The organism is Bradyrhizobium ganzhouense, from assembly GCF_049949285.1.
In the GTDB taxonomy this organism is placed as follows: Bacteria; Pseudomonadota; Alphaproteobacteria; order Rhizobiales; family Xanthobacteraceae; genus Bradyrhizobium; species Bradyrhizobium ganzhouense.
The window spans coordinates 5,094,555-5,116,855 of the sequence record NZ_CP181318.1 but is presented as its reverse complement, the minus strand read 5'-3'; the positions used below and the strand labels follow the sequence as shown (position 1 = coordinate 5,116,855).

The 22,301-nt window shown below is 63.1% G+C and carries 20 protein-coding genes; 16 read left to right on the top strand and 4 right to left on the bottom strand.

Translation table 11 applies throughout. The features are described 5' to 3' along the window. Positions 1-150: 150 nt before the first annotated feature. The 6 genes from ACLFLU_RS23470 to ACLFLU_RS23445 all read left to right on the top strand — a co-directional run bounded on the left by ACLFLU_RS23470 (position 151) and on the right by ACLFLU_RS23445 (position 4,104). Positions 151-1,887, top strand: coding sequence for an adenylate/guanylate cyclase domain-containing protein (locus ACLFLU_RS23470; protein ID WP_426407229.1), 1,737 nt, complete (start codon positions 151-153; stop codon positions 1,885-1,887). A gap of 104 nt (positions 1,888-1,991) precedes the next feature. Further along, a complete protein-coding gene (locus ACLFLU_RS23465) occupies positions 1,992-2,168 on the top strand; it encodes a hypothetical protein (protein ID WP_187437514.1) in 177 nt (58 codons plus the stop codon). Between the two features lie 215 nt (positions 2,169-2,383). After that, complete coding sequence (locus ACLFLU_RS23460; RefSeq protein WP_426407228.1) at positions 2,384-2,593, top strand: hypothetical protein; 210 nt, start codon at positions 2,384-2,386, stop codon at positions 2,591-2,593. Positions 2,594-2,798: 205 nt separating this feature from the next. Then, the gene (locus ACLFLU_RS23455; protein ID WP_426407227.1) at positions 2,799-3,089 is read left to right on the top strand and encodes a hypothetical protein; all 291 of its coding nucleotides are present in this window, start codon (positions 2,799-2,801) and stop codon (positions 3,087-3,089) included. 3 nt (positions 3,090-3,092) lie between these two features. Beyond that, positions 3,093-3,299, top strand: coding sequence for a CbtB domain-containing protein (locus tag ACLFLU_RS23450; protein WP_426407226.1), 207 nt, complete (start codon positions 3,093-3,095; stop codon positions 3,297-3,299). Between the two features lie 10 nt (positions 3,300-3,309). Next, complete coding sequence (locus ACLFLU_RS23445; RefSeq protein ID WP_426407225.1) at positions 3,310-4,104, top strand: CbtA family protein; 795 nt, start codon at positions 3,310-3,312, stop codon at positions 4,102-4,104. Between the two features lie 36 nt (positions 4,105-4,140). Here the strand turns inward: ACLFLU_RS23445 and ACLFLU_RS23440 are convergent, their stop codons facing one another. Further along, a complete protein-coding gene (locus ACLFLU_RS23440; RefSeq protein WP_426407224.1) occupies positions 4,141-5,199 on the bottom strand; it encodes a Cj0069 family protein in 1,059 nt (352 codons plus the stop codon). A gap of 1,163 nt (positions 5,200-6,362) precedes the next feature. On the opposite strand from ACLFLU_RS23440, the gene ilvD reads away from it, so the two are divergent. Beyond that, positions 6,363-8,087 (top strand): dihydroxy-acid dehydratase, encoded by a 1,725-nt coding sequence (ilvD, locus tag ACLFLU_RS23435; protein ID WP_426407223.1) that lies wholly within the window; start codon positions 6,363-6,365, stop codon positions 8,085-8,087. Continuing rightward, entirely contained in the window at positions 8,074-8,898 is an 825-nt protein-coding gene (locus ACLFLU_RS23430; protein WP_426407222.1) for a tetratricopeptide repeat protein, read from the top strand. The genes ilvD and ACLFLU_RS23430 overlap by 14 nt, the downstream gene beginning before the upstream one ends. 16 nt (positions 8,899-8,914) lie before the next feature. On the opposite strand, the gene xth is transcribed toward ACLFLU_RS23430, so the two are convergent. Next, positions 8,915-9,712 carry an exodeoxyribonuclease III gene (xth, locus tag ACLFLU_RS23425; protein WP_426407221.1) on the bottom strand — a complete coding sequence of 266 codons (798 nt, stop codon included), beginning with the start codon at positions 9,710-9,712 and terminating at the stop codon, positions 8,915-8,917. A 245-nt stretch (positions 9,713-9,957) separates the two neighbouring features. Here xth and ACLFLU_RS23420 point away from each other — a divergent pair, with 245 nt between their 5' ends. The 4 genes from ACLFLU_RS23420 to ACLFLU_RS23405 all read left to right on the top strand — a co-directional run bounded on the left by ACLFLU_RS23420 (position 9,958) and on the right by ACLFLU_RS23405 (position 15,027). Continuing rightward, positions 9,958-10,575 carry a DUF1444 family protein gene (locus tag ACLFLU_RS23420; protein WP_426407220.1) on the top strand — a complete coding sequence of 206 codons (618 nt, stop codon included), beginning with the start codon at positions 9,958-9,960 and terminating at the stop codon, positions 10,573-10,575. Positions 10,576-10,960: 385 nt separating this feature from the next. Continuing rightward, on the top strand, positions 10,961-13,291 hold the full coding sequence (locus ACLFLU_RS23415) for an ATP-binding protein (protein ID WP_426407219.1): 2,331 nt from the start codon (positions 10,961-10,963) through the stop codon (positions 13,289-13,291). A gap of 143 nt (positions 13,292-13,434) precedes the next feature. Continuing rightward, positions 13,435-13,569, top strand: a complete 135-nt coding sequence (locus ACLFLU_RS23410; protein WP_426407218.1) for a hypothetical protein — start codon at positions 13,435-13,437, stop codon at positions 13,567-13,569. Between the two features lie 102 nt (positions 13,570-13,671). Beyond that, the gene (locus ACLFLU_RS23405; protein WP_426407217.1) at positions 13,672-15,027 is read left to right on the top strand and encodes an alpha/beta fold hydrolase; all 1,356 of its coding nucleotides are present in this window, start codon (positions 13,672-13,674) and stop codon (positions 15,025-15,027) included. A 129-nt stretch (positions 15,028-15,156) separates the two neighbouring features. Here ACLFLU_RS23405 and ACLFLU_RS23400 read toward each other — a convergent pair whose 3' ends face one another. Beyond that, on the bottom strand, positions 15,157-16,059 hold the full coding sequence (locus ACLFLU_RS23400) for a hypothetical protein (RefSeq protein WP_426407216.1): 903 nt from the start codon (positions 16,057-16,059) through the stop codon (positions 15,157-15,159). Between the two features lie 212 nt (positions 16,060-16,271). On the opposite strand from ACLFLU_RS23400, the gene ACLFLU_RS23395 reads away from it, so the two are divergent. Next, complete coding sequence (locus ACLFLU_RS23395) at positions 16,272-16,916, top strand: DUF4272 domain-containing protein (protein WP_426407215.1); 645 nt, start codon at positions 16,272-16,274, stop codon at positions 16,914-16,916. Positions 16,917-17,121: 205 nt separating this feature from the next. Here ACLFLU_RS23395 and erpA read toward each other — a convergent pair whose 3' ends face one another. Continuing rightward, positions 17,122-17,451 (bottom strand): iron-sulfur cluster insertion protein ErpA, encoded by a 330-nt coding sequence (erpA, locus tag ACLFLU_RS23390; RefSeq protein WP_148753764.1) that lies wholly within the window; start codon positions 17,449-17,451, stop codon positions 17,122-17,124. 124 nt (positions 17,452-17,575) lie between these two features. Between erpA and ACLFLU_RS23385 the strand changes: the two genes are divergently transcribed. From ACLFLU_RS23385 to ACLFLU_RS23375, 3 genes are all read left to right on the top strand, one after another. Further along, positions 17,576-18,784, top strand: coding sequence for a deoxyguanosinetriphosphate triphosphohydrolase (locus ACLFLU_RS23385; RefSeq protein WP_426407214.1), 1,209 nt, complete (start codon positions 17,576-17,578; stop codon positions 18,782-18,784). Positions 18,785-18,793: 9 nt separating this feature from the next. Then, positions 18,794-20,584: an arginine--tRNA ligase gene (gene argS, locus ACLFLU_RS23380; protein WP_426407213.1), complete on the top strand. Its 1,791-nt coding sequence runs from the start codon at positions 18,794-18,796 to the stop codon at positions 20,582-20,584. A gap of 139 nt (positions 20,585-20,723) precedes the next feature. Further along, entirely contained in the window at positions 20,724-22,271 is a 1,548-nt protein-coding gene (locus ACLFLU_RS23375) for an SPOR domain-containing protein (RefSeq protein WP_426407212.1), read from the top strand. Positions 22,272-22,301: the final 30 nt, after the last annotated feature.

Sequence of the window (22,301 nt, the reverse complement as noted above, 5' to 3'; positions counted from 1 at the left end):
AGGCTTTTATCCTTTGTTAACGAATGAGCCTCGCGCGACGGCTGCCTGAGGCTCCCGGCGCCGCGAACAGCCCGATTGCGCGTGTTCCCGGGCCAAAATCCGGTGTATTGAGTTCCGCAGACCCTCCTTTTCAGGCTTTGCCCGCACCTCATGCCGCTTTTCAACCAGTCGATCAGGCGCAAGATCGTCGGCATCGCCCTCGGATTGATCGTCCTGATGCTGGTCACCTCGATCCTGTCGATGGTGATGTCGAGCCAGGTCGGCGTTCTCCTGGACGAGCTGACCAATCGCTACATCCCGGCCTATGGCGATCTCGCGCGGGCCAATATCCGCTCGCTGGAGCGATCGGTGGCGCTCCGGCGGATGGTCATGATGAAGATGCAGGACACCCCGGACGAGGAGGCCTATGCGGCGCGCCTTCACGAGTTCGAGGAGGCCGACCGGAAGATCGAGGAGGAGACCTCGGCCGCGCGCAAGCTCATCAATGCGATCATCGAAGATACCAGGACGCCGTCGGACAATGCCACGCTGGCGCGGATCGACACCCGCATCGAGACCGCCGTCTCCGAGCTGCGCCTCGGCACGAACGAGGATCACGCAAAGCTCCTCAAGCAGATCGATGCCAAGCAGATGCCGGAGGCGCGCGGCACGCTGGAGCATCTCGACGCCCTGCGCGATCAGTTCAACCAGAGGATCGATACGATCCGCGCCGACATGCTCAAGCAGGTCTTCGCGAGCACATCGACGGTGATCGGCCACCAGCGGCAGGCGATCATCATCTCCGGCGTCGTGACGCTGCTTGCGGCCATCGTCGGATTTGCCTTTGCGCTGCTCGTCAGTGGCGGCATCACCCGCCCGGTGCGGCTGCTGCTTGCCGGCACCCGTGAGGTCGAGGCGGGGCGCTTCGACAAGACCATCACCGTCTCGACCCAGGACGAGATCGGCGAGCTCGCGGCCGCCTTCAACCGCATGATCGAGCAATTGCGCCACAACGAGCGCGTCCGCGAGACCTTCGGCCGATACATCGATCCTAAGGTGGTGCAGGGGCTGATCGACCGGCCGGAAATCGCCATCGACGGCCAGCGCCGGGTGATGACGATCATGTTCTCTGACATGAGCGGCTTCACCTCGATGAGCGAGGGCATGACCCCGCGCGGCCTCGTCAAGGTGATGAATCATTATTTCACGGTGATGTCCGCTCCGATCCGGAACAACCGCGGCGTGATCGACAAATATATCGGCGACGCCATCATGTCCTATTGGGGCCCGCCCTTCGTCGAGGAGGACGAGCAGGCGCTGCTCGCAGGCCTGTCCGCCATCGACATGGCCGACCAGGTGCCCGCGCTGCAGAAGCAATTGCCGGATCTGCTCGGCATCCGCGCCATGCCGGTGCCGTGCGATCTGCGCATCGGCATTGCCACCGGCGAGGTCCTGACCGGCAGCATTGGCTCCGAGCTGATGATGAGTTTTACGGTGATGGGCGACGCCGTGAACCTTGCCTCGCGGCTGGAGGCCGTCAACAAGGTCTATGGCACCCGCATCCTGATCTCGCAGGCGACCGCCGAGGCGATCGGAGCGCGGCTCGAGCTGCGCGAGATCGACCGTCTTGCGGTGGTCGGCCAAAGCGCGCCGCAGCCGGTGTTCGAGGTGATGGGCCGGGCGGGCGCGCTCGCCGAGCCGCAGGAGAGCCTGCGCACGCACTACGCGGAGGGCCTTGCCGCCTATCGCGCGTGCCGCTTCGACGACGCACGCATCGCGTTTAACGCGGCGCTGGAGCGTGCTCCCGGCGACGGCCCGTCGCGCACCATGCTCGCCCGCATCGCGCAGTTCGAGATCACTCCGCCGGCAGCCGATTGGGACGGCGCCTGGCGGATGGACAGCAAATAGCCGTCCGCGCGAATAATTCATTCTACCCCATAACGATGTTCGCCGTGACCTAATGTGCGGGCTTAGGTTAGCTGTCCTTGAGGCGTTTGATTGGGGATACGCCGATGACAGAACTTGAGGACAGGCTGGAGCGGTTTGAGACGCTCACCGCCGAATGCGAGTTGATTGCCAAGCTCGCCACCGACAGCAAAAAGCGCGAGTTCTACCTGAGGCTCGGGGAGCAGTATCGTCAGCTTGCCGTGGACATGCGCCAGGCGATTGCGACCAAGGCCGCGGCCTGACATGGCCTAAGGGTTCCAATTGGAACCAGGCACGACGCGGCATCCCTGCGTTTGCCGGATCGCGCATGATCGCAAGCCGTTCTTAACGATTGAGATGCATCCTCGATGCGAACCGGGGAAGCCGCGCATTGCGTTTCTCGGCGATGGGAATGCCTGGGGCAAGGTTGCCGTGCGAAATTGCCCGTGAACGTTGATCGTCCGATGGTTGACATCCCATGCGTCTGTTTGCGGTCGTCTTGTTTGCGCTTCTGACGGCAGCCTGCAACCAGGAGCAGGACGTCACCGGCTCGACCCCGCTCTGCGCGCTGCGGAACTACAGCTACAATCCCCGCGACATGAACCAGTGCGTTGCCGCCTGCAAGTCGTGCGATCACGGCAATACGGTGACCTGCACCACCTCCTGCACGCTCAAGGGCGCGCACTAAGGCTTGCAAGGATCGCAACCGCGCCAGGTGATCCCGTACCCCGACAAGACCCGCTGCATCGGGTTGAACGACGACAATCATCGCACCACGATCAGGGCGCGCGGAGCGGGAGCCGGCCTGATTGTGAGCCGGCGGAATTCGTTGATGGCTGTGGTAGGGTTGTCGCCAGGAGATTACCCATGGTGCTCACGGGGCACGCGACAGCTTGAGCAACGAAGTCCATTGGCGCGACGACATCGCCTCGCTGGTGTTTCCCGTCACGGGCCATGGCGCGATCTGCGCCGTGCACTGGGGCGCCTTCCGGACCTTGCTCGGCACCGAGCCGACGCCGGACGCCTGCCTCGTCTATTTCCGGCAGTTTGAGGCCGTCTTTCGGGCCGCCGCAGGCGCCAAGATCGCCCGCAAGGGCATTTTGCCGGGGACAAGCCTGCATCTTACCAGTCGCGACATCGCCCGGAAGCTGCTAGAAGACGCGCAAATCGCCAACGGAGAATAGACTATGAGCCAGTCCCAGCTCGCCAACGCCCAGACCACGGCCCAGGTCACGCTTCCGGTCGCCGCCGGGCAGGTGGGACGGCTGTCGCAGGCTCTGATGGCCATGGTGCTCGGCGTGTTTGTCGTCGGCATGGTCGGCTTCTCCCACATCGACGTCGTCCACAACGCGGCCCACGACGTACGCCACTCGAACGCGTTCCCCTGCCACTAACCGGGACGGCATGAGCACATTTCGCTGGATCGTCTTCGCGTCGGTCATTACCGGTTTCATCGTCGGTCTCATCGTCACCGTCGTCCAGCAGTTTGGCACCGTCCCCCTGATCCTGAAGGCGGAAGTCTTCGAGAAGGCGGCGGAGGTGCACCAGAATGACGCTCCGGTCACTGCGCAGCCGGCAGCAGCCGGGCATGACCACGCAGACCATGACCATGCCGCCCACGATCACGCCGCCCATGATCATGGCGCCGGCGACCATGGCGCAGGGGCCTGGGAGCCGCGCGATGGTTTTGAGCGCAACGCCTATACCGCCGCCGCCAACATCCTGACCGCGACCGGCTTCGCGCTGCTGCTGGCCGGCTTCTTCGCCGTGCGCAGCGGCGCCACTGGCGCGAGCGTCTCTTGGCACGAAGGCCTGATGTGGGGCCTGGCGGGCTTTGCCGTCTTCACCCTGGCGCCCGGCCTCGGCCTGCCGCCCGAGCTGCCCGGCGTGCCTACCGCACCGCTCTTGTCGCGCCAGATCTGGTGGCTCGCCGCCGTGCTGGCCACCGCCGGAGGGCTCGCTCTGATCGCCTTCCGCCGCTCGGTGCCGGCGGCGATATCAGGCGTGATCCTTCTGACCCTGCCGCATCTGATCGGCGCACCGGAGCTTGCCAACATCGAGACCAACGTGCCGTCGTCGCTGACGCATCAGTTCGTCACGGCGGTGACGGTGACGAGCCTGGTGTTCTGGACCTTGCTCGGTGGTCTGACGAGCGCGGTGTTCGCGCATTTCGATCGCGGCGCGGACCAGCGCGCCTGAAGCTTGCGCACGCGTCACCGCGCGCCACCGCCGCAACTACGGCCTCGTGCTCACCAATCGCTCGCGAACCGTCCGTGCGATCGTCGCCGGCGCCTCATCGGGGATCGCGAAGCACGAGCTCGCATTGATCTCGCAGAGAACGTAAGTATCGGCGCCGGCCGCGTCGCGTGGCCCGAAGAGGAAGTCGGCGTCCCAGATCACCGGCAGCGACGCTTCGTCGATGGCCAGCAGCTTCATCATCTGCGGCGTCCATTCGTCCTCGACCCGCCGTCGCAGCGCCTGGAATTGCGGCGCGTCGGGTCCGTGCATGATCCGAGGGCCCGGTTGCGCCTCGGGTGACTCCGGACCCTGTGGCGGTGGCGGGATCAAGGCCTTGATCAGTTGATGGCCGAAGCCCGCGACCCTGGCGCCGCTCATGTAGCAGCGGATCATTCCATCGGGCAGGCGAGGTTGAAACGGCTGATCGATGATGCAGCCGCCGCAGCCGAAATACGGTTCGCATCGCGCGATGAAGGCATCGAGCGGCATGTCTTCCGGAAGGCTGCCGCGCAGCGCATGGAGCACGCGGACCGCGGGGATCGCGTTCGAGAGCGCCTCGACCTTCCAGACGCCCTGGCCGCCGTTGCCGCGATTCTGCTTGATAACGCGCGGGCCGTCAGCCCGCAGGCGCTGTGGAAATTCTGCTGCGAAGGCGGCAGCGCTGTCATAGCGATGGGTGTCGGCGCCCCAACCGAGATCGCGCGTCCGGTAGAGCACCTCCTTGACGCCCATCTTCAGGATGACGTCTGGATGCGCGCTCACCCAAGGACCGCGCGCGGCGACATCGCGCAGCAAGGCATCCAGCTCTGCGCGTATCTTGCCCTGATGGATCGGATCGACCCAGACAAGCACACCGTCGACCGCAAGCAACTGATCGCGGACAGCATCGGCGAAGCTTTCGTCATAGATGGCCGGTTGCGCCGCAATGCCGACGGCGGCGAGGGCTTCGAAGACGCGAACGAAGCGGCTGTTTTGAGCGGTGGCGTCGCGGCGCACGGCTGCGTCGCCCCGCGAAACAATGGCTACGGAATATCGGTGAGGGGATTGGGTGTCCATGCGCAAGCTCCACGAAATGCGTGCTGCGCAGACTTGGACCGAAGTCTCACGGGGAGTCTGCTTCGTCCCCACCCAGGCATTCTATGCGGGGTCGTCCGGAAACGGCAAGACCCGCTGCGCTCACAACATCAGTTCGTGCAGGCCCGCCCAGCCGGTGTAGAGGCCGACGAAGGAGGGGAAGCTCGCCATCCAAGGACGATCCCTGGAATCCAGAGCATATCGGCACCCTGCCTCCTGAAATCCGCAACTACATCGCAGGCATGTGCAAGGGACCCGCCAGCGCCCAGCACGACTTCGCAACCTATTCTCCGTCTGAGAAGCGCTGGCGCATCAACATCAAATATCTCCGCTGCGAGGGGCTCGCCAAATTTCGACGCGGACATTAATGCGTCGACGTGGATTTCGTCGAGGTCGGCTCGCATTTTCGGCTGGCGAGCAGGCAATATCGCGATTGCGGTTTCTGAAAAGCATAAGTTTACTTGCGCCGTCGGGCAAAACACCGCGGACGCTGTCAATCCGCAGCATCAAAAATATTCCGCTTTACCGAAATTCGGAATTGCCGCCGGCACCCGGCCTTCCCTGCGCCCTCTTGGACAAGAGGGTGGAGAGACCAGGCAAAGCTCGGGCGAACTACGCCGCGAGGGCGCGAAGCTGTGTCTACGATTCAAAATGCGTACCGGAAGAGCGAAGCTGCTGCCTCATACTCCGTCATTGCGAGCGCAGCGAAGCAATCCAGACTGTCACCGCGGAAAGATTTCTGGATTGCTTCGCTGCGCTCGCAATGACGGGGAGGGAGTAGGAGCGACTCACTCGCGGTACGCCACTTAGCCCCAAATTCGGGCGCGCTCCCTGCGTCTCAAAATCTCCAGTTGTGGATGACGCGTCCCGCGAGGGTAACACTGTAGGCATTTCCGTGTCCTCCGAGCCACGATTGTGCTTTGTAAGCAACATTCACGTGCGATTTAGCCGTTATCGCAGTCCGTTCGCATCGGCGCCGCTTTTTGGCCACACCCGAACATGAATAAAATCGCTCTAATGTTTCAGGGACTGGGCTGGTCCCTTGCAGGCGGCGGAAAATCCCAAGGTCGATTCAAATCTTGGGTCTGATGTTCCGGGTCTGACAAGGGTTAGCCAAGGAAACTGGACCGAGGAAACTGGTCGCGATGGACGCCAAGACCAACATCAAGCAAAGGCTGCCGAGCCGTCACGTGACGGAAGGCCCTGCGCGCGCCCCCCACCGGTCCTACTTCTACGCCATGGGTCTGACCACCGAGCAGATCCACCAGCCCTTCGTCGGCGTCGCCTCGTGCTGGAACGAGGCCGCTCCCTGCAACATCTCCCTGATGCGCCAGGCGCAGGCGGTGAAGAAGGGCGTGGCATCCGCGGGCGGCACGCCGCGCGAATTCTGCACCATCACCGTTACCGACGGCATTGCCATGGGGCATGACGGCATGCGCTCCTCGCTGCCGTCGCGCGAATGCATCGCCGACTCCGTCGAGTTGACCGTCCGCGGCCACGCCTATGACGCCCTCGTTGGCCTTGCCGGCTGCGACAAGTCGCTGCCGGGCATGATGATGGCGATGGTCCGCCTCAACGTGCCCTCGATCTTCATCTACGGCGGCTCGATCCTGCCGGGCAATTTCCGGGGCCAGCAGGTTACTGTGCAGGACATGTTCGAGGCCGTCGGCAAGCACTCGGTCGGCGCCATGTCGGACGAGGACCTCGACGAGATCGAGCGCGTGGCGTGTCCCTCGGCGGGCGCCTGCGGCGCACAGTTCACTGCCAACACCATGGCGACGGTCTCAGAGGCCATTGGCCTGGCGCTGCCTTACTCGGCCGGTGCCCCGGCACCGTATGAAATCCGCGACGCCTTCTGCATGACCGCCGGCGAGAAGGTGATGGATCTCATCGCATCCAATCTCCGGCCGCGCGACATCGTCACCCGCAAGGCGCTCGAGAATGCAGCCGCCGTGGTCGCGGCCTCCGGCGGCTCGACCAATGCTGCACTGCACCTGCCGGCGATCGCGCATGAGGCGGGCATCAAGTTCGACCTTTTCGACGTCGCCGAAATCTTCAAAAAGACACCTTATGTCGCGGATTTGAAGCCGGGTGGCCGTTATGTCGCCAAAGACATGTTTGAAGTTGGCGGCATACCGCTTCTGATGAAGACGCTGCTCGACAACGGATTTCTCCACGGCGACTGCATGACGGTCACCGGTCGAACGATCGCCGAAAATCTCAAAAGCGTGAAATGGAATCCGCACCAGGACGTGGTGCACCCGGCAGACAAGCCCATCACCGTCACCGGCGGTGTGGTTGGTCTGAAGGGCAATTTGGCGCCAGAAGGTGCGATCGTGAAAGTCGCGGGAATGTCCAGTCTGAGGTTCACCGGTCCGGCGCGCTGCTTCGACCGGGAAGAGGATGCCTTCGAGGCCGTCCAGAACCGCACATACCGCGAAGGTGAAGTCATCGTGATCCGCTATGAGGGCCCCAAGGGCGGCCCCGGCATGCGGGAAATGCTCCAGACCACCGCGGCGCTGACCGGCCAGGGCATGGGCGGGAAAATCGCGCTCATCACCGACGGCCGCTTCTCCGGCGCCACCCGCGGCTTCTGCATCGGCCATGTCGGCCCCGAAGCTGCCATCGGTGGCCCAATCGCACTGTTGCAGGATGGCGACATCATCGAGATCGACGCCGTCGCTGGCGTCCTTGACGTAAAGTTGACCGACGCCGAGCTCGCTCAACGCAAGACCAAATGGAGCCCTCGCGCGACTAACCATACGTCGGGTGCGCTCTGGAAATATGCTCAGCAGGTTGGGCCAGCAGTCGATGGGGCAGTAACCCATCCGGGCGGCGCGCACGAGAAACAGTGCTATGCGGACATCTAGGCGTGCCATAGTTGCGTTTGTGTTGGGGGCTACCGCGCTGGCCGCGCCGGCGCTCGCCTTTGACGGCGCGCCGGTCAACCAGAAGGATGCGACCATCCCGATCGTGACCACCTTGCCCGGTGCTGCGGGCGCGGTGCGCAAGTCGGCGCCGCCGGTCGCGACCCAGGAAACCTCGCTCAGCGCCCTGCAATATGCCGCCGAGGGCGGTCACCCGATCGCGCAGTGGAAGCTCGGCCGCATGTACGCCAATGGCGACGGCGTCGCGCAGGACGATGTGCGCGCGTTCGACTATTTCACCCGCATCGCCAATGCGCATGCCGAGGACAGCCCGTCTGCGCCGCAGGCGCAGGTCGTGGCCAACGCTTTCGTCGCGCTCGGCCGCTACTATCTGAACGGCATCCCGAACTCGAAGATCAAGGCTGATCCGGACCGGGCGCGGGAGATGTTCTCCTACGCCGCCTCCTATTTCGGCAATGCGGACGCGCAGTACGATCTCGCCCGGCTCTATCTGAAGACGCCGGACGCCTCGCGCGAGGATTTCCGCTACGGCGCGCGCTGGCTAGGCCTCGCCGCCCAGAAGGGCCAGCACGAGGCCCAGGCGCTGCTCGGGCAGATGCTGTTCAACGGCGACCGCCTGCCGCGGCAGGCCGCGCGCGGCCTGATGTGGCTGACGCTCGCGCGTGACAGCGCCGGCACCGACGAGACCTGGATCAAGGAAAACTACAACCGCGCCTTCGCCAAGGCATCGGATGACGACCGCGCCATGTGCCTGCAAATGCTGGAACAGTGGGTGCAGGGCCGCCGGGAGTGAGTCTGCCGAGGTGGCGTCACGCCGCCTCGAGATCCAGATCCGCCCAGACCGGCACGTGGTCCGACGGCTTCTCCCAGGCCCGCACATAACTGTCGATGCCGACATTGGCGAGCCGGTCGCTGGCCTGCGGCGACAGCAGAAGATGGTCGATGCGCAGGCCGTGGTTCTTCTGCCAGGCCCCGGCCTGGTAATCCCAGAAGGTATAGAGCCCGGGTTCGTCGGTGACCGCTCGCAAGGCATCGGTCAGGCCGAGGCCGAGCAGGGACTGGAAGCTCTCCCGCGTCTCGGGCTTGAACAGGGCGTCCTCGATCCAGGCTGCGGGATTGTGGACGTCGCGGGCATGCGGGATGACGTTGAAGTCGCCTGCGAGGATCAGCGGCTCCTCGGTCTTAAGACGCTCCTTCGAGTACTCAAGAAGCCGTGACATCCATTTGAGTTTATAGGGATATTTCTCGGTCCCGACCGGATTGCCGTTGGGCAGATAGAGGCAGGCGATGCGCAGCACGCCGCGCTTGAGCGTCACCACGCCCTCGATGAAGCGGGCATGGGCGTCCTCGTCGTCGCCGGCGAGCCCCGATTGAGTCTCATCGAACGGCAATTTCGACAGCAGGGCGACGCCGTTGAACGTCTTCTGCCCGTGCGTGACCACGTTGTAGCCGAGCGCCTCGATCTCCAGGCGGGGGAAGGCCTCGTCGACGCATTTGATCTCCTGCAGGCAGACGATGTCCGGCTGGCACTCCTTCAGCCACGTCAGCAGGAGATCGATCCGCTGCCGGACCGAATTCACGTTCCAGGTGGCAACACGCAGGGTCATCGCAAGTCACTGTAAGTCATTGTGATTCATTGATATTACTCTGGAAACCCCAAAAATATACCCCCTAAAATACCCCGAATGTCGTCTGGTAGGCGGATATCCACAGGCACACCCATTAGTGGTGCTACCGTGCAGCCGTCTCCGATAGGAACAATCAATCGACGCATCCATGTGGATCGCCTGCCACCGTGCAGAAAGTGAGTTTTAGGGGGCCACAATCGTGGCACACCTCATGACCCGTTGTTGTGAAGTTGGTCGACGACGCATTAAGCTCCACCTTGATGGCTCCCGAAATCCGTGAAAATGAGCGAGAGTTTTGTGCCCGATCGCTCGCTTGCTTGAAGCGAGGATTTCCCGTTGCGGGGGCGGAAGAGGCCGAATACGTGCCGTCTCGTCAGGACTCGCCCGTTCTGACCAACCTCAACAACGGCCTGTTGGTTGCCTACTTGGTGGACCAGGTAGACCACTTCCAATACGTTCAGCAAAGACACTTGTCTGACGCCGGACTCACTCAGGACGAACTACATCAGCGAGGCGTCGCAAACCTGCGCGCCCTTCTCATACAGAAGGACATTAGGGTTCAACCTTACGGAAACGTCTTCGCGGTCCTCTGTGGCGGAGATTTCGAAGCCTCTGCCGTGCTGGTCGATGGCCTTTGGAACAACGCGCTTGCACATTTGGCGCCCAATGGATTCGTCGCGGCAATACCATGTCGCGACATTCTGGCGTTCTGCGATGCGGGGAATGCTTCAGGGCTGCAGGAACTGCGTCAGATTATCGAGCGGACACAGCAAGGGAACCATCCCATCTCATCCGTACTCTATCGACGGCACGCCGGAATGTGGGAGCCGTATGCCGATTAAAGCGGTCCCGACTAAATCGCAGGGCGGCTTTTCGATATTCATTTTTGAAAATCAGAAATGCTAAAATACCCCTTAGAATACCCCCAAATCGGGTCGGTGGAAAAAGCATTGAGGGGCAATCGCTTATACAGCAGTAAGGGCAAAACCGAATGCCCATGAAGTAGTTGGACGTGATCGCAAGACATTCAGCGTGAATCTACGTTATCCGTAGAGATTCGTAATCGCGTTCCATGTTGCAACTCTGATGGGCATCGGTGCGGGCTCCGGGCAGGGGGATGGTTAGAACAAAATGCAAACCTGCCCGTCAAGGAGGCCGCAAAATCTCCCACAAAATTAACCCGGCTTAAGCAGGCGGCAGGCCATTGATGCTGAAAAGGTTCCACGGATGGGATGGCCGGACAAATCCGCTACAGAGACTGAGCCGCGCGACGGCCTGATCGGTGCGTTCCTGTACTGGCTCGGCGGCTTCGAGATCGAGGACGGCCTGACCGCCGGTCTCAGCGAGCGCGAGCTGCGCCGTATCCGCGCCAAGCAGATCGACGCGGTGATGCGGACAATCCCGGTGACGATGTCCGTCACCATGCTCAACGTCGCCATCGTGCTGATCCTGTTCTGGGGCCGGGGCTGGAACGACTTCCTCGCGATCTGGGGCATGACGCTTGCCGCCACGGCATCGCTCGCGGTGAGGGCGTGGCGGCGCGCGCAGCAGAATCCGCCGCAGGAAGCGTCACGCCGCGCGACGCGGCAGATGCTGCGGCAGGCATTTTTCCTCGCTGCGATCTGGGGCACGCTGCCGCTCGCTCTGTTCAGCCGGGTCGGGCCGACCAGCCAGCTGATCCTGGCCTGCCTGATGGTCGGCATGATGTCCGGCGGCGCCTTCACGCTGTCGACCTTCCCGCGTGCGGGCCTCGTCTATCTCGCGACCATGACAATCGCCTGCGCCGGCGCGATGCTGCTGTGCGGTGCTGGTCCGTATGCCCTGACCGCGGTGTTCCTGCTGCTGTTCGCGTTCTTCATGGCGCGCAACATCGTCTCGCAGGGCAATCTGTTCCTCGGCAATCTCAAGGCCCAGCTTGAGCTCGAACGCCAGACCGAGATCATCTCGCTGTTGCTGAAGGATTTTCAGGAGAACGCCAGCGACTGGCTATGGCAGACCGATGCCGAAGGGCATCTTACCGATGTGCCGGAACGCTTCGCCGACGTCGCGCAATTGCCACTTCCGCTGCTGAAGGGATCGCACTTCGCAGACGTGCTCGACATGCTGTGCCCCGAAGACAAGGCGGCCGCCTACAACGTCGTCGGCCTGATGGAGAACGCCGAGCCGCTGCACGAGATGAATTTGAAGGTCGTGGCCGGCGGCGAGGCGCGTTTGTGGTCGCTGACCGCGAAGCCAGGCTATGACCGCGATGGGCAGTTTTTGGGCTATCGCGGCTTCGGCCGCGACGTCACCGAGCGTTGGCGCGCGGAGAAGGCCGAGGCCGAGAGCCGCGCCAAGTCCGACTTCCTGGCGGTGATGAGCCACGAGATCCGTACGCCCATGAACGGCGTGCTCGGGCTGGCCAGCATGCTGCTCGAAACAAAACTCGATCCGGAGCAGCACGAGGCCGTCACCACGATCCGCGAATCCGGCGACAATCTCCAGCGCATCCTCAATGACATCCTCGATCTCTCCAAGCTCGAGGCCGGGCGCTTCGCCTTCGAGGCGATCGACTTTGCGCCACAGACGCTGGTGGAGACGGTCGCGACCGTCATGCGCGCAGGCGCCAAGAGCAAGGGGCTCGCCGTCAAGGTCGAGCTCGATCCGAACCTGCCACCGACGCTGCGCGGTGACGTCGCGCGCATCCGCCAGGTGCTGCTCAATCTCGCCTCCAACGCGGTGAAGTTCACCGACCAGGGCGAGGTGACGATCAAGGCCATCTGCCAGGCGCGCCGCGATCTGCTGGCGACCGTCGAATGGACCGTGACCGACAGTGGCATCGGCATCGCGCCCGAGAAGCTCGGGCAGCTGTTCTCGGACTTCGCCCAGGCCGACGCCTCGATCAGCCGTCGCTTCGGCGGCACTGGCCTCGGCCTCGCGATCTCCCGCCGTATCATCGAGCAGATGGGCGGCACCATTGGCGTCACCTCGACGCCGGGCGAGGGGTCGGCCTTCCGCTTCACGCTGGTGCTGCCGTGGAGCCAGGCGCAGACGTCCAGTCAGGACGCGGGCCGCGATGAAGCCGACGATCTGAAGGCTCGCATCGCAAGCCTCGACCGGCCGCTGAAGGTGCTGGTCGCCGAGGACGACGCCGTCAACCGCATGGTCGTGAGCAAGATGCTCGGTGCCTTCGAGGTCGAGCTGCGGGTCGTTGCCGACGGCGTCGAGGCTGTCGCGGCCGTCTCCGAAGGCGACTACGACATCGTGCTGATGGACGTGCGCATGCCCGAGATGGATGGCCTTGCCGCGACCCGGGCGATCCGCGCGGAAGGCGGGCGCTTCGAGGCGCTGCCGATCATCGCACTGACGGCCAACGCCTTCCCCGAAGACGTCAAGATCTGCCGCGAGGCCGGCATGTCGGACTTCCTGGCCAAGCCGCTACGGAAGCCCGCGCTGGCCGCGGCCCTGCTGCGCGGGCTGGACGGTCACGTGATGGCAGAGGACGCGCCGCTCCAGCCGGAATTGATGCCGGTCGAGATCGAGTGGACGGACGAGGAAAGGCAGATGACCGGGGCCTAAAGCTTTCCGTAGACTCGCCCGGCGACCGCCTTCAGGTGCTCGACTGAGCCGGACTCCGGATGCGGCTTGACCGGTGCGAACAGGACGCTTCACTGCCGAGCTCGGGGATCGCCACGTGCTTGCACGGGCCCGGGCGTTTCATCATGCTGATGACCGTGTCGCGCGAAATCGCGATCACCGCGACTGTCACGGTGTTGGCCTCGCGATCGAACATCATGCAGCTGCCCGCGCTGGTCCGCTGCTATTGTCGAGAAAGCCGTCGCCATCCGCGGCAGTGAGCCATTTGGGCGCCAGAAAGGGTGTGTTGCCGCTACCAGTCTTTGGTGCTCTACTTATGGGCGCGGTTTCCTAGTCTTCCGAGGAATGTTGGAGGATGCATCGTGGAACGCAGGCTGGCAGCAATCCTGGCTGCTGATGTGGCCGGTTACAGCCGTCTCATGGGCACGGACGAGGAAGACACTCTCGCCCAGCTGAAGCGGCATCGGCAGGCACTCGTCGATCCGAAAATCGCAGAACACCGGGGCCGGATCGTCAAGACGACCGGGGACGGCATGTTGGTCGAGTTTGCGTCCGTGGTTGACGCGGTGCGGTGCGCCGTTGAAGTGCAACGCGGCATGAGCGAGCGGAACACCAGGGTAAGCGTTGATAAGCGGATCGAGTTTCGGGTTGGCATAAATCTCGGCGACATCATCATCGATGATGACGACATTTACGGCGATGGCGTGAACATCGCCGCGCGGCTTGAGGGCATAGCCGAACCGGGTGGGATTTGCGTTTCGCGTCAAGCACATGATCACTTGCTCGAAAAGCTCTCCTTTACTTGCGAGAAGCTGGGGCTGCGGAATCTCAAGAACATCGCCAAGCCCGTCGAGGTCTATTCGGTGAACTTCGATTCGGTCAGCATGACGCAGGACATCAAATATTGCCGAGCATCCGATGGGGTGCGCCTCGCTTATGCAACGGTTGGGCAGGGACCACCTTTGGTCAAGACTGCGAACTGGATGAACCACCTTGAATACGATTGGGAGAGCCCGATCTGGCATCATTTGCTCGACGGATTGGCGAGAAACCACACGCTGGTTCGATACGACGCACGAGGCAACGGGCTGTCGGATTGGGATGTCGATGAGCTCTCTCTTGAGGCATGGGTCGGCGATCTTGAAACCGTGGTCAATGCCGCTGGAATAGAGCGCTTTCCACTTTTTGGCGTCTCACAAGGCTGCGCCATCTCAATTGCTTATGCCGTGCGGCATCCGGAGCGTCTTTCTCACCTGATCCTCTATGGTGGTTTTGCGCTGGGCCGCGGTAAGCGATCACCAAGGGAGCATGAGCAAGCAAACGCGATGGGAACTTTGATGCGCCTTGGGTGGGGCATGGACAGCCCGGCATTTCGACAAATGTTCACCTCGCTGTTCATTCCGGAGAGTACAAAGGAACAGGCTGATTGGTTCAACGATCTTCAGCGGAAGACCACATCACCTGAATGCGCTGCCCGCTACTTGGAAGTCGTCGGAAATCTCGATGTGCGCGAATTGCTCCCGCAAGTGCAGGTGCCAACGCTCGTCATGCATGTGCGTGGCGATCTCGTGACTCCAATCGACGCGGGCCGTGAAATGGCAGCAGGGATTCCGGGTGCTCGGTTCATAGCGCTTCCGGGGCGGAACCACCTCTTTCTGAAGCATGAACCCGCTGCTGCTCGGTTTTTCGAGGAGATCAATCTGTTTTTGGCCAAGTGATCCGGACTGGACCTTTCCCAAGGGCGCCGATCCGGTGAAGCCGGACAATCGCTCCTGTTGCCCGATGTTGGCACGTCGGCTGGAAAGCGGACGACAGCGCAGAAGCGTCGGCAAGGTCAGACGGCGCCGTTACAGTTTTCCATAGACTCGCGCGGCGACCGCCTTCAGGCGCTCGACCGAGCCGGACTCCGGGTGCGGCTTGACCGGCGCGAACAGGATCGAAGCCTGCCTGCCGTTCTTCCAGACAAAGATGTTGACGGCGTTGCCGTTGCCCTTGGTGCAGGAATGCTCGCCGAACGCTTCACTGCCGAGCTCGGGGATCGCCAGGTGCTTGCACGGGCCCCGGCGTTTCATCATGCTGATGACCGTGTCGCGCGAAATCGCAATCACCGCGACTGTCATGGTGTTGGCCTCGCGATCGAACATCATGCAGCTGCCCGCGCCGGTCCGCTGGACCGTCAGCGTGCTCTTGTCGAGAAAGCCGTCGGCATCCGCGGCCGTGAGCCACTCGCAATCGCCGAACCGCTCGCTGGTCTTGCTCATATTTCCAATAGCAACACGTGCGACTTGGGTGAGCGGTCCGAGCAGTGCGTCGTCGGCATGCCGGCCGATCGGATAGACGCCGATCTGCAGAATGTAATCGCCGGACAAGGCGACGACCGAGGCCTCCTGACGCTGTGCGTCGGCGGCGGTCGTCCCGTGCTGACCTTCATCGCCGATCCCGGACACCGCGCTCAGCGGCATGCGCTCACTGAGCGTCTTGACGAAGGTCGCGTACAATTCCTTGGCGCGGTCCTTGTCGGGATTCCGGAACACGGTCAACATCATCGTGTCGCCGCGACCGCCCTGATAGATGCAACCGCGGCCGTCCTGATTTGAAATCAGCGACCATTTGAGCGCCGGCATCGCGCCGGCCAGCTCCTTGGAGGTGATGAAGGGGCAGATTTCGGCAGCGAGCGCGGCAGGGACCGGGACGGCTGCAACGACAAGGAAAAGTACGAGGCAACAGAACAGACGATCGATGATGCGCATTTGATATTGACTGCCGCCATTAGCGCGCCACGGCCGATGAAGATGGGCGCTATTGCTTCGCCGTGGCGCGATGATGCCGCAGTCTGGCATGCTCTCCAAGCGGCAAGGCTGCGATCTTGTCGCTGCCGAAGATGCATCGTGATATTGTCGCTTTAACAAGCGCTGGGGGATTGGCGCGATCAACGGGGAGGCCGTCAGTGGAGAATGGGGGAATGTCAGCGGAAATTATTGATAGAAAGCTCAGGTCAGAAGGGATCCTTCGAGCCGAAGGCGTGCCTGTCCTTGCCACATTGCCCGCTATTGAGAGCACGGGCGAGGCGCTGAAGCGGTCAAAAGAAGAAGTCGCGCTGCGCACTCTTTGTGTCCTTTTCGTTGCTGCAAAGGGCGAGGGACTTGGGGAAGATCTAGTTGAACAACTTCTGGAATCGTACGAGCTGCGGCCACATCTGACTCCCGTCGAACTCGCCTTCGTGCTCGACAAGTCTCCCTCGCAGCACGACCGGATTCAATTCACGTGGAGGCACGAAGCCGCTTGGACTCTGCTTTGGGCATTGGGCTTTGTGGACCAATTCGGCAAGCCAGCGCAGTTTTGCGATGTGGGATTCGCCGCAAGCACAATGGCCGAGAGGACAACCTCTCAGTTTATCGAGGACTCTGAACTTCGTCCGATCGCCGACATTCTTGATCAGGCCGATCTAATCTACAGGTACCACTGGGCTGTCAGGAACGCCCTTACGAGAGGGCAGGAGGTACCGGCAGCTCTAGATCCTGGCGTGACTGAAGAAAGGCACCACGCTTTGAATTGGCTTATCGGATACCAGGACCAAGCGTGGGATGATGTCACGACTGACACCTGACTGCGGCTGGGGTCGCTTCGGCGTTGGGCTGTGTCGACCCCGCCTCATGTGTGTCACGTCGAGTTCCCCCTTGGGGACTTCGCGATGATCACACCTTACCCCTGTTTTGCCCGACGCGTCAAATGATTTTCGTAAAAGCCGAAATCAATCGTGCCGGCGTCGCGGCTACTGTGCATGGGGTTGTTTTGCAGATTTTTAAGTCGGGCTAGATCGAGAAGCTGGTCCCGCAGCCGCAGGACGCCGTCGCGTTGGGATTGTTGACGCGGAACGAGGCGCCGATCAGATCGTCGACGAAATCCACCTGCGAGCCCGCCAGAAACGGCTGGGAAGCGGAATCGACCAGCACCACCGCGTTCGCCTGCTCGATGACGAGATCGTCGTCGGTGCGATCGCGGTCGATGTCGAACTTGTACTGGAAACCGGAGCACCCGCCACCTTCGACGGAGATGCGCAGCATCGCGCCTGTGCCTTCGCCCTTGAGGATCTCCCCGATGCGGCGTGCGGCACGGTCACTGATGGTCACAGCAGTCGTCATAGCTCGTCTCCGGTCGTCGTCCGCGTCATACTAGGGTTACTTGCCCAATTCATTTGGTATCCCGCGTCCGGCATAGTTAAGTGCCACCATACGCAGAATCAAATGGATAGGGACTAAATTCGCCGTGTCCGTCGGAATGGCTGCCCCCCGTGCGCCCTATGCCTGCGACCCCGATCGCAGCCGCGGCCGGCTGGTCGCCGAGCCCCCGAGCCGGACCCGAAGCCCGTTCCGGCGCGATTGCGACCGGGTCATCCATTCCACCGCGTTTCGCCGCCTCAAGTACAAGACTCAGGTGTTCGTGTTCCATGAGGGGGACCATTATCGCACCCGGCTGACCCATTCGCTGGAGGTCGCGCAGATCGCCCGCGCGTTGGCGCGCCAGCTTGGGCTCGACGAGGATCTCACCGAAACCCTGGCGCTCGCCCATGATCTCGGCCATCCGCCGTTCGGCCATGCCGGCGAGCGGGCGCTGGATGCCTGCCTGAAGGATTTTGGCGGCTTCGACCACAACGCCCAGGCGCTCCGGGTCGTCGGATCGCTGGAGCACCGCTATCCCGAATTCGACGGGCTCAACCTGACCTGGGAATCGCTCGAGGGCATCGTCAAGCACAACGGCCCGCTGACCGATCGCAGCGGTGCGCCGGTCGGGCGCTATCGCGAGCACGGCATTCCCGTCGGCATCGCCGACTATATCAAGACCTACGATCTCGAACTCTGGAGCTTCGCCTCGCTGGAAGCGCAGGTCGCGGCGATCGCCGACGACATCGCCTACGACGCCCACGATATCGACGATGGCCTGCGTGCCGGCCTGTTTCATCTCGATGATCTCAAGGTCATGCCGCTCACGGCCGAGATCATCGCCGAGACCTCGGCGCATTATCCCGATCTCGAAGACGTCAGGCGCGGGGCTGAGCTGGTTCGCGAGCTGATCTCGCATCTGATCGGCGCGGTGTTCACGGAGGCGCAGAAGAACATTGCCGCCGTCCGGCCGCAGTCCGCCCAGGACGTGCGCCAGCACAGCCGGGCGCTGATCGCGTTCCCCGCCGAGGTCGCCGAGGAAGAGGCCGCCATCAAGCGATTTCTCTACGGACACATGTACCGTCACAAGCGGGTGATGCGGGTGATGGCGGAGGCGGAACAGATCCTGTTCGACCTGTTCGCAAAGTACCTGACATCGCCGGCCGACCTGCCGCCGGAATGGCTGGTCGGGGCGGAGGCGGACGACGAGGGGGACCGGGCCCGCCGGATCGGCAATTTTATTGCCGGAATGACCGACCGTTTCGCCCTGACCGAGCACCAGCGGCTCTTTGACTCGACCCCGGATTTGCGTTAGGCGGCGCCCATGCCCGACACATCCTCTGCACCGCATTTGTTCGCCGACGTGCTCGCACGTGTGCACGCCGCCTGCCGCGCGCTCGCGGCGGAAGCCAGCTGGCCCGAGGGCATCGATTTTTCGCGCGTGGTGGTCGAGCCGCCGCGCGATGCGACCCATGGTGACATGGCGACCAACGCCGCCATGGTGCTTGCGAAAGAGGCAAAGGCAAAACCCCGTGACCTCGCCGAGCAGATCGCCGAGCGGCTTCGCGCCGACGCTCTGATCGCCAAGGTGGATGTTGCCGGTCCCGGCTTCATCAACCTGACGCTGATACCCGCTGCCTGGGCGGAGGCGCTGCGGACCGTGCTGCGCGAGGGCGCCGATTACGGTCGCGTCCGCGGCGGCTCCAAGGTCAATGTCGAATACGTCTCGGCCAATCCGACCGGACCGATGCATGTCGGCCATTGCCGCGGCGCCGTGTTCGGCGACGCGCTGGCGAGCCTGCTCCAGTTCGGCGGCCACGACGTCACCCGCGAATATTACATCAACGATGCCGGCGCCCAGGTCGACGTGCTCGCGCGCTCTGCGTTTCTGCGGTATCGCGAAGCGCTGGGCGAGAACATCGGCGCCATTCCGGAAGGGCTCTATCCGGGCGACTATCTGAAGCCGGTCGGCGTGGCGCTGGCCAAGGAGCACGGCGACAAGCTGCTCGCGATGAGCGAGGCGCAATGGCTGCCGACGGTGCGGGCCAAGGCGATCGCGATGATGATGGAGGAGATCAAGGACGATCTCGCCGCGCTCAACATCCGCCACGACGTGTTCTTCTCGGAGCGCTCGCTGATCGAGAGCGGCAACAACAAGGTTGCCGAGACCATCGCGTTCCTGCAGGCCAAGGGCGACATCTATGAAGGTCGCCTGCCGCCGCCGAAGGGCGCGCCAGTCGAGGACTGGGAAGACCGCGAGCAGCTGCTGTTCAAGGCGACCGCCTACGGCGACGACGTCGATCGTCCGCTGATCAAGTCGGACAATTCCTACACCTACTTCGCCTCCGACATCGCCTACCACAAGAACAAGTTCGACCGTGGTTTCGCGGAGATGATCGACGTCTGGGGCGCCGACCATGGCGGCTACATCAAGCGCATGCAGGCAGCGGTGAAGGCGACGACCTCCGGCAAAGGCGCGCTCGACGTCAAGATCGTGCAGCTCGTGAAGTTGTTGCGGAACGGCGAGCCGGTGAAAATGTCCAAGCGAAGCGGGGACTTCGTCACCTTGCGTGAGGTGGTGGATGAAGTCGGCCAGGACGCCGTCCGCTTCATGATGCTCTATCGCAAGAACGACGCGGTGCTCGACTTCGACCTCGCCAAGGTCATGGAACAGTCGCGCGACAACCCGGTGTTCTACGTCCAGTACGGCCACGCCCGCGGCCACTCGATCTTCCGCAACGCGCGGGCGGAGGTGTTTCCGGAACTCCCTGTGGATGCCAACAAGCGGATTGCCTGGCTCAGTGAGTCGGCCGTGGAGCGGCTGTCGGATCCTGTTGAACTCGACCTTCTCAAGCGCCTCGCAATTTATCCGAGGATGCTGGAAGCCGCCGCGGCGGCACACGAGCCGCACCGAATTGCGTTCTATCTCTATGACTTAGCGAGTGAATTTCACGCACTTTGGACGAAGGGGCGCGATTTGCCCTATTTACGCTTCATTATCAATAATGATGCAGATCTAACAAAGGCGCGACTGGCCATGGTCCAGGGCGTCGTCTCTGTCCTGGCATCGGGCCTCGCCATCCTCGGCGTCCATGCTCCGGACGAGATGCGGTAGTTTGGGGCGAACTACTTAAGGGGAATATTGGGGGTACCGGCAGAAGCCGATCGCTTAGACTTGGTTGAAAGCCTTGTGGGTCGAAAGCCGCGCCTTGGTCGAGGGGCGCGCGGCTTTCCCGAAGGGACGCATCATCACGATGGCCGATCGATATCACGACAGAACGTTTCCTTCCGACGACTATGGCCGCGGCGCAGGCCAGCCTGGGAAGGCGGAAAACGATCCCTTGGCCGAGCTTGCCCGCCTGATCGGGCAGACCGATCCGTTCGCGGCACAGAGCCGCCCAGGTGACCGGGCGGCAGCAGCGCCAGCGCAGACTTATCAGGACGACGATTATTCGCAGGACGGCTATCAGCAGGACTATGCCGAGCAGGCCGCATCGCCTCAGCCTGGTCCGCCATCATGGATGCGTCGCGCCAACGTGCAACCGCAGCCGGCGCCCGAGCCTGACTATCCCGTCGCCGTGAATCCCGTTCATCCGCTGCACCGCTATTCGGCCCAGCCGGCCGCGCCCGAGCCTCAGTTTCATCAGCCGCAGGCCTATCAGGAGCGCGCCTATCAGGATCAGGCTTACCAGGAGCAAGCCTATCATCAGGAGCAGGCCCAGGAGCAAGCCTACGAGGCGCCGTACGAGCAGCCCGATCCGGCGCGCTATGACGATGCGCTCTACGGGCGGCTCGAGTCGGGCGAGCAGGATTTTCAGCGTGAGCCGGCCTATCCGGACGACCCTTACGCGTTCCAGAGCGACTATCCCGAGGCCGATCTCGACGAGCCCAGGAAATCGCGCGGCGGCATGATGACGGTCGCTGCGATCCTCGCGCTGGCCGTGGTCGGAACTGGCGCGGCCTTCGCCTACAAGACCTATATCGGCGCGCCCCGCAGCGGCGAACCGCCGATCATCAAGGCCGACAACACGCCGACCAAGATCGTGCCGGCGCCGTCGGACTCCTCGGCCAAGGTGCCCGATCGCATGGCGAGCGGCGACGGCAGCGAGAAGATCGTGCCGCGCGAGGAGGCGCCGGTCGACGTCAACAGCAAGGCGGCCGGTCCGCGTGTGGTGTTTCCGCCGCTGAACCAGAATGCGAACCCGCCGCCGGTTGCGAGCGTCTCGCCGTCCAACGTTCCGCCACCGAATGCCGGTCCGGTCCCGAGCAACGGGACGATGCCGAACAGTGCGCCACGCTCGGTCAAGGTCGTCGTTGTGAAGGGTGACCAGACCGATAGCACCGTGCCGCAGGCCGCCGCACCGTCAGCGGCCAAGCCGGCTGCGCCGCCGAAGCCGGTCGCTGCACCGGCCGCGCCGCGCAACCCGCCGACCTCGGCCAATGCCAGCGCCAACCAGCCGCTCTCGCTGGCGCCGCAGGCCGAACCGCCGCAGCGTATGGCCGCGACCAATCCGACCCAGATTGCACCCGCGCCCAGCGCTGGTGGCGGATTCGTCGTTCAGGTTTCCTCGCAGCAGAGCGAGGATAGCGCCGCCGCGTCCTACCGGGTGCTGCAGAGCAAATATGGCAGCGTCCTTGGCGGCCGCTCGCCAGTTATCAAGCGTGTCGATCTGACCGATAAGGGCAAAGGGATCGTCTATCGCGCCTTCGCCGGACCGTATGGTTCGGCCGACGAGGCGGTGCAGGCCTGCAACAATCTGAAGTCGGCTGGCCTGCCGTCCTGCTTCGTCCAGAGGAATTAGCGGCCGTTTCCTTGACCCCCTCCCGGGGCA

What these genes read in the sequence shown, in the direction of transcription:
- ACLFLU_RS23430 (WP_426407222.1), top strand. Translation starts at nt 8,074, where the DNA reads ATGCGGACATCTAGGCGTGCCATAGTTGCGTTTGTGTTGGGGGCTACC.
- xth (WP_426407221.1), bottom strand. Translation starts at nt 9,712, where the DNA reads ATGACCCTGCGTGTTGCCACCTGGAACGTGAATTCGGTCCGGCAGCGG.
- erpA (WP_148753764.1), bottom strand. Translation starts at nt 17,451, where the DNA reads ATGACGACTGCTGTGACCATCAGTGACCGTGCCGCACGCCGCATCGGG.
- ACLFLU_RS23445 (WP_426407225.1), top strand. Translation starts at nt 3,310, where the DNA reads ATGAGCACATTTCGCTGGATCGTCTTCGCGTCGGTCATTACCGGTTTC.
- ACLFLU_RS23395 (WP_426407215.1), top strand. Translation starts at nt 16,272, where the DNA reads ATGTCAGCGGAAATTATTGATAGAAAGCTCAGGTCAGAAGGGATCCTT.
- ACLFLU_RS23465 (WP_187437514.1), top strand. Translation starts at nt 1,992, where the DNA reads ATGACAGAACTTGAGGACAGGCTGGAGCGGTTTGAGACGCTCACCGCC.
- ACLFLU_RS23460 (WP_426407228.1), top strand. Translation starts at nt 2,384, where the DNA reads ATGCGTCTGTTTGCGGTCGTCTTGTTTGCGCTTCTGACGGCAGCCTGC.
- ACLFLU_RS23450 (WP_426407226.1), top strand. Translation starts at nt 3,093, where the DNA reads ATGAGCCAGTCCCAGCTCGCCAACGCCCAGACCACGGCCCAGGTCACG.
- ACLFLU_RS23410 (WP_426407218.1), top strand. Translation starts at nt 13,435, where the DNA reads ATGCTGATGACCGTGTCGCGCGAAATCGCGATCACCGCGACTGTCACG.
- ACLFLU_RS23375 (WP_426407212.1), top strand. Translation starts at nt 20,724, where the DNA reads ATGGCCGATCGATATCACGACAGAACGTTTCCTTCCGACGACTATGGC.
- ilvD (WP_426407223.1), top strand. Translation starts at nt 6,363, where the DNA reads ATGGACGCCAAGACCAACATCAAGCAAAGGCTGCCGAGCCGTCACGTG.
- argS (WP_426407213.1), top strand. Translation starts at nt 18,794, where the DNA reads ATGCCCGACACATCCTCTGCACCGCATTTGTTCGCCGACGTGCTCGCA.
- ACLFLU_RS23470 (WP_426407229.1), top strand. Translation starts at nt 151, where the DNA reads ATGCCGCTTTTCAACCAGTCGATCAGGCGCAAGATCGTCGGCATCGCC.
- ACLFLU_RS23440 (WP_426407224.1), bottom strand. Translation starts at nt 5,199, where the DNA reads ATGGACACCCAATCCCCTCACCGATATTCCGTAGCCATTGTTTCGCGG.
- ACLFLU_RS23415 (WP_426407219.1), top strand. Translation starts at nt 10,961, where the DNA reads ATGGGATGGCCGGACAAATCCGCTACAGAGACTGAGCCGCGCGACGGC.
- ACLFLU_RS23400 (WP_426407216.1), bottom strand. Translation starts at nt 16,059, where the DNA reads ATGCGCATCATCGATCGTCTGTTCTGTTGCCTCGTACTTTTCCTTGTC.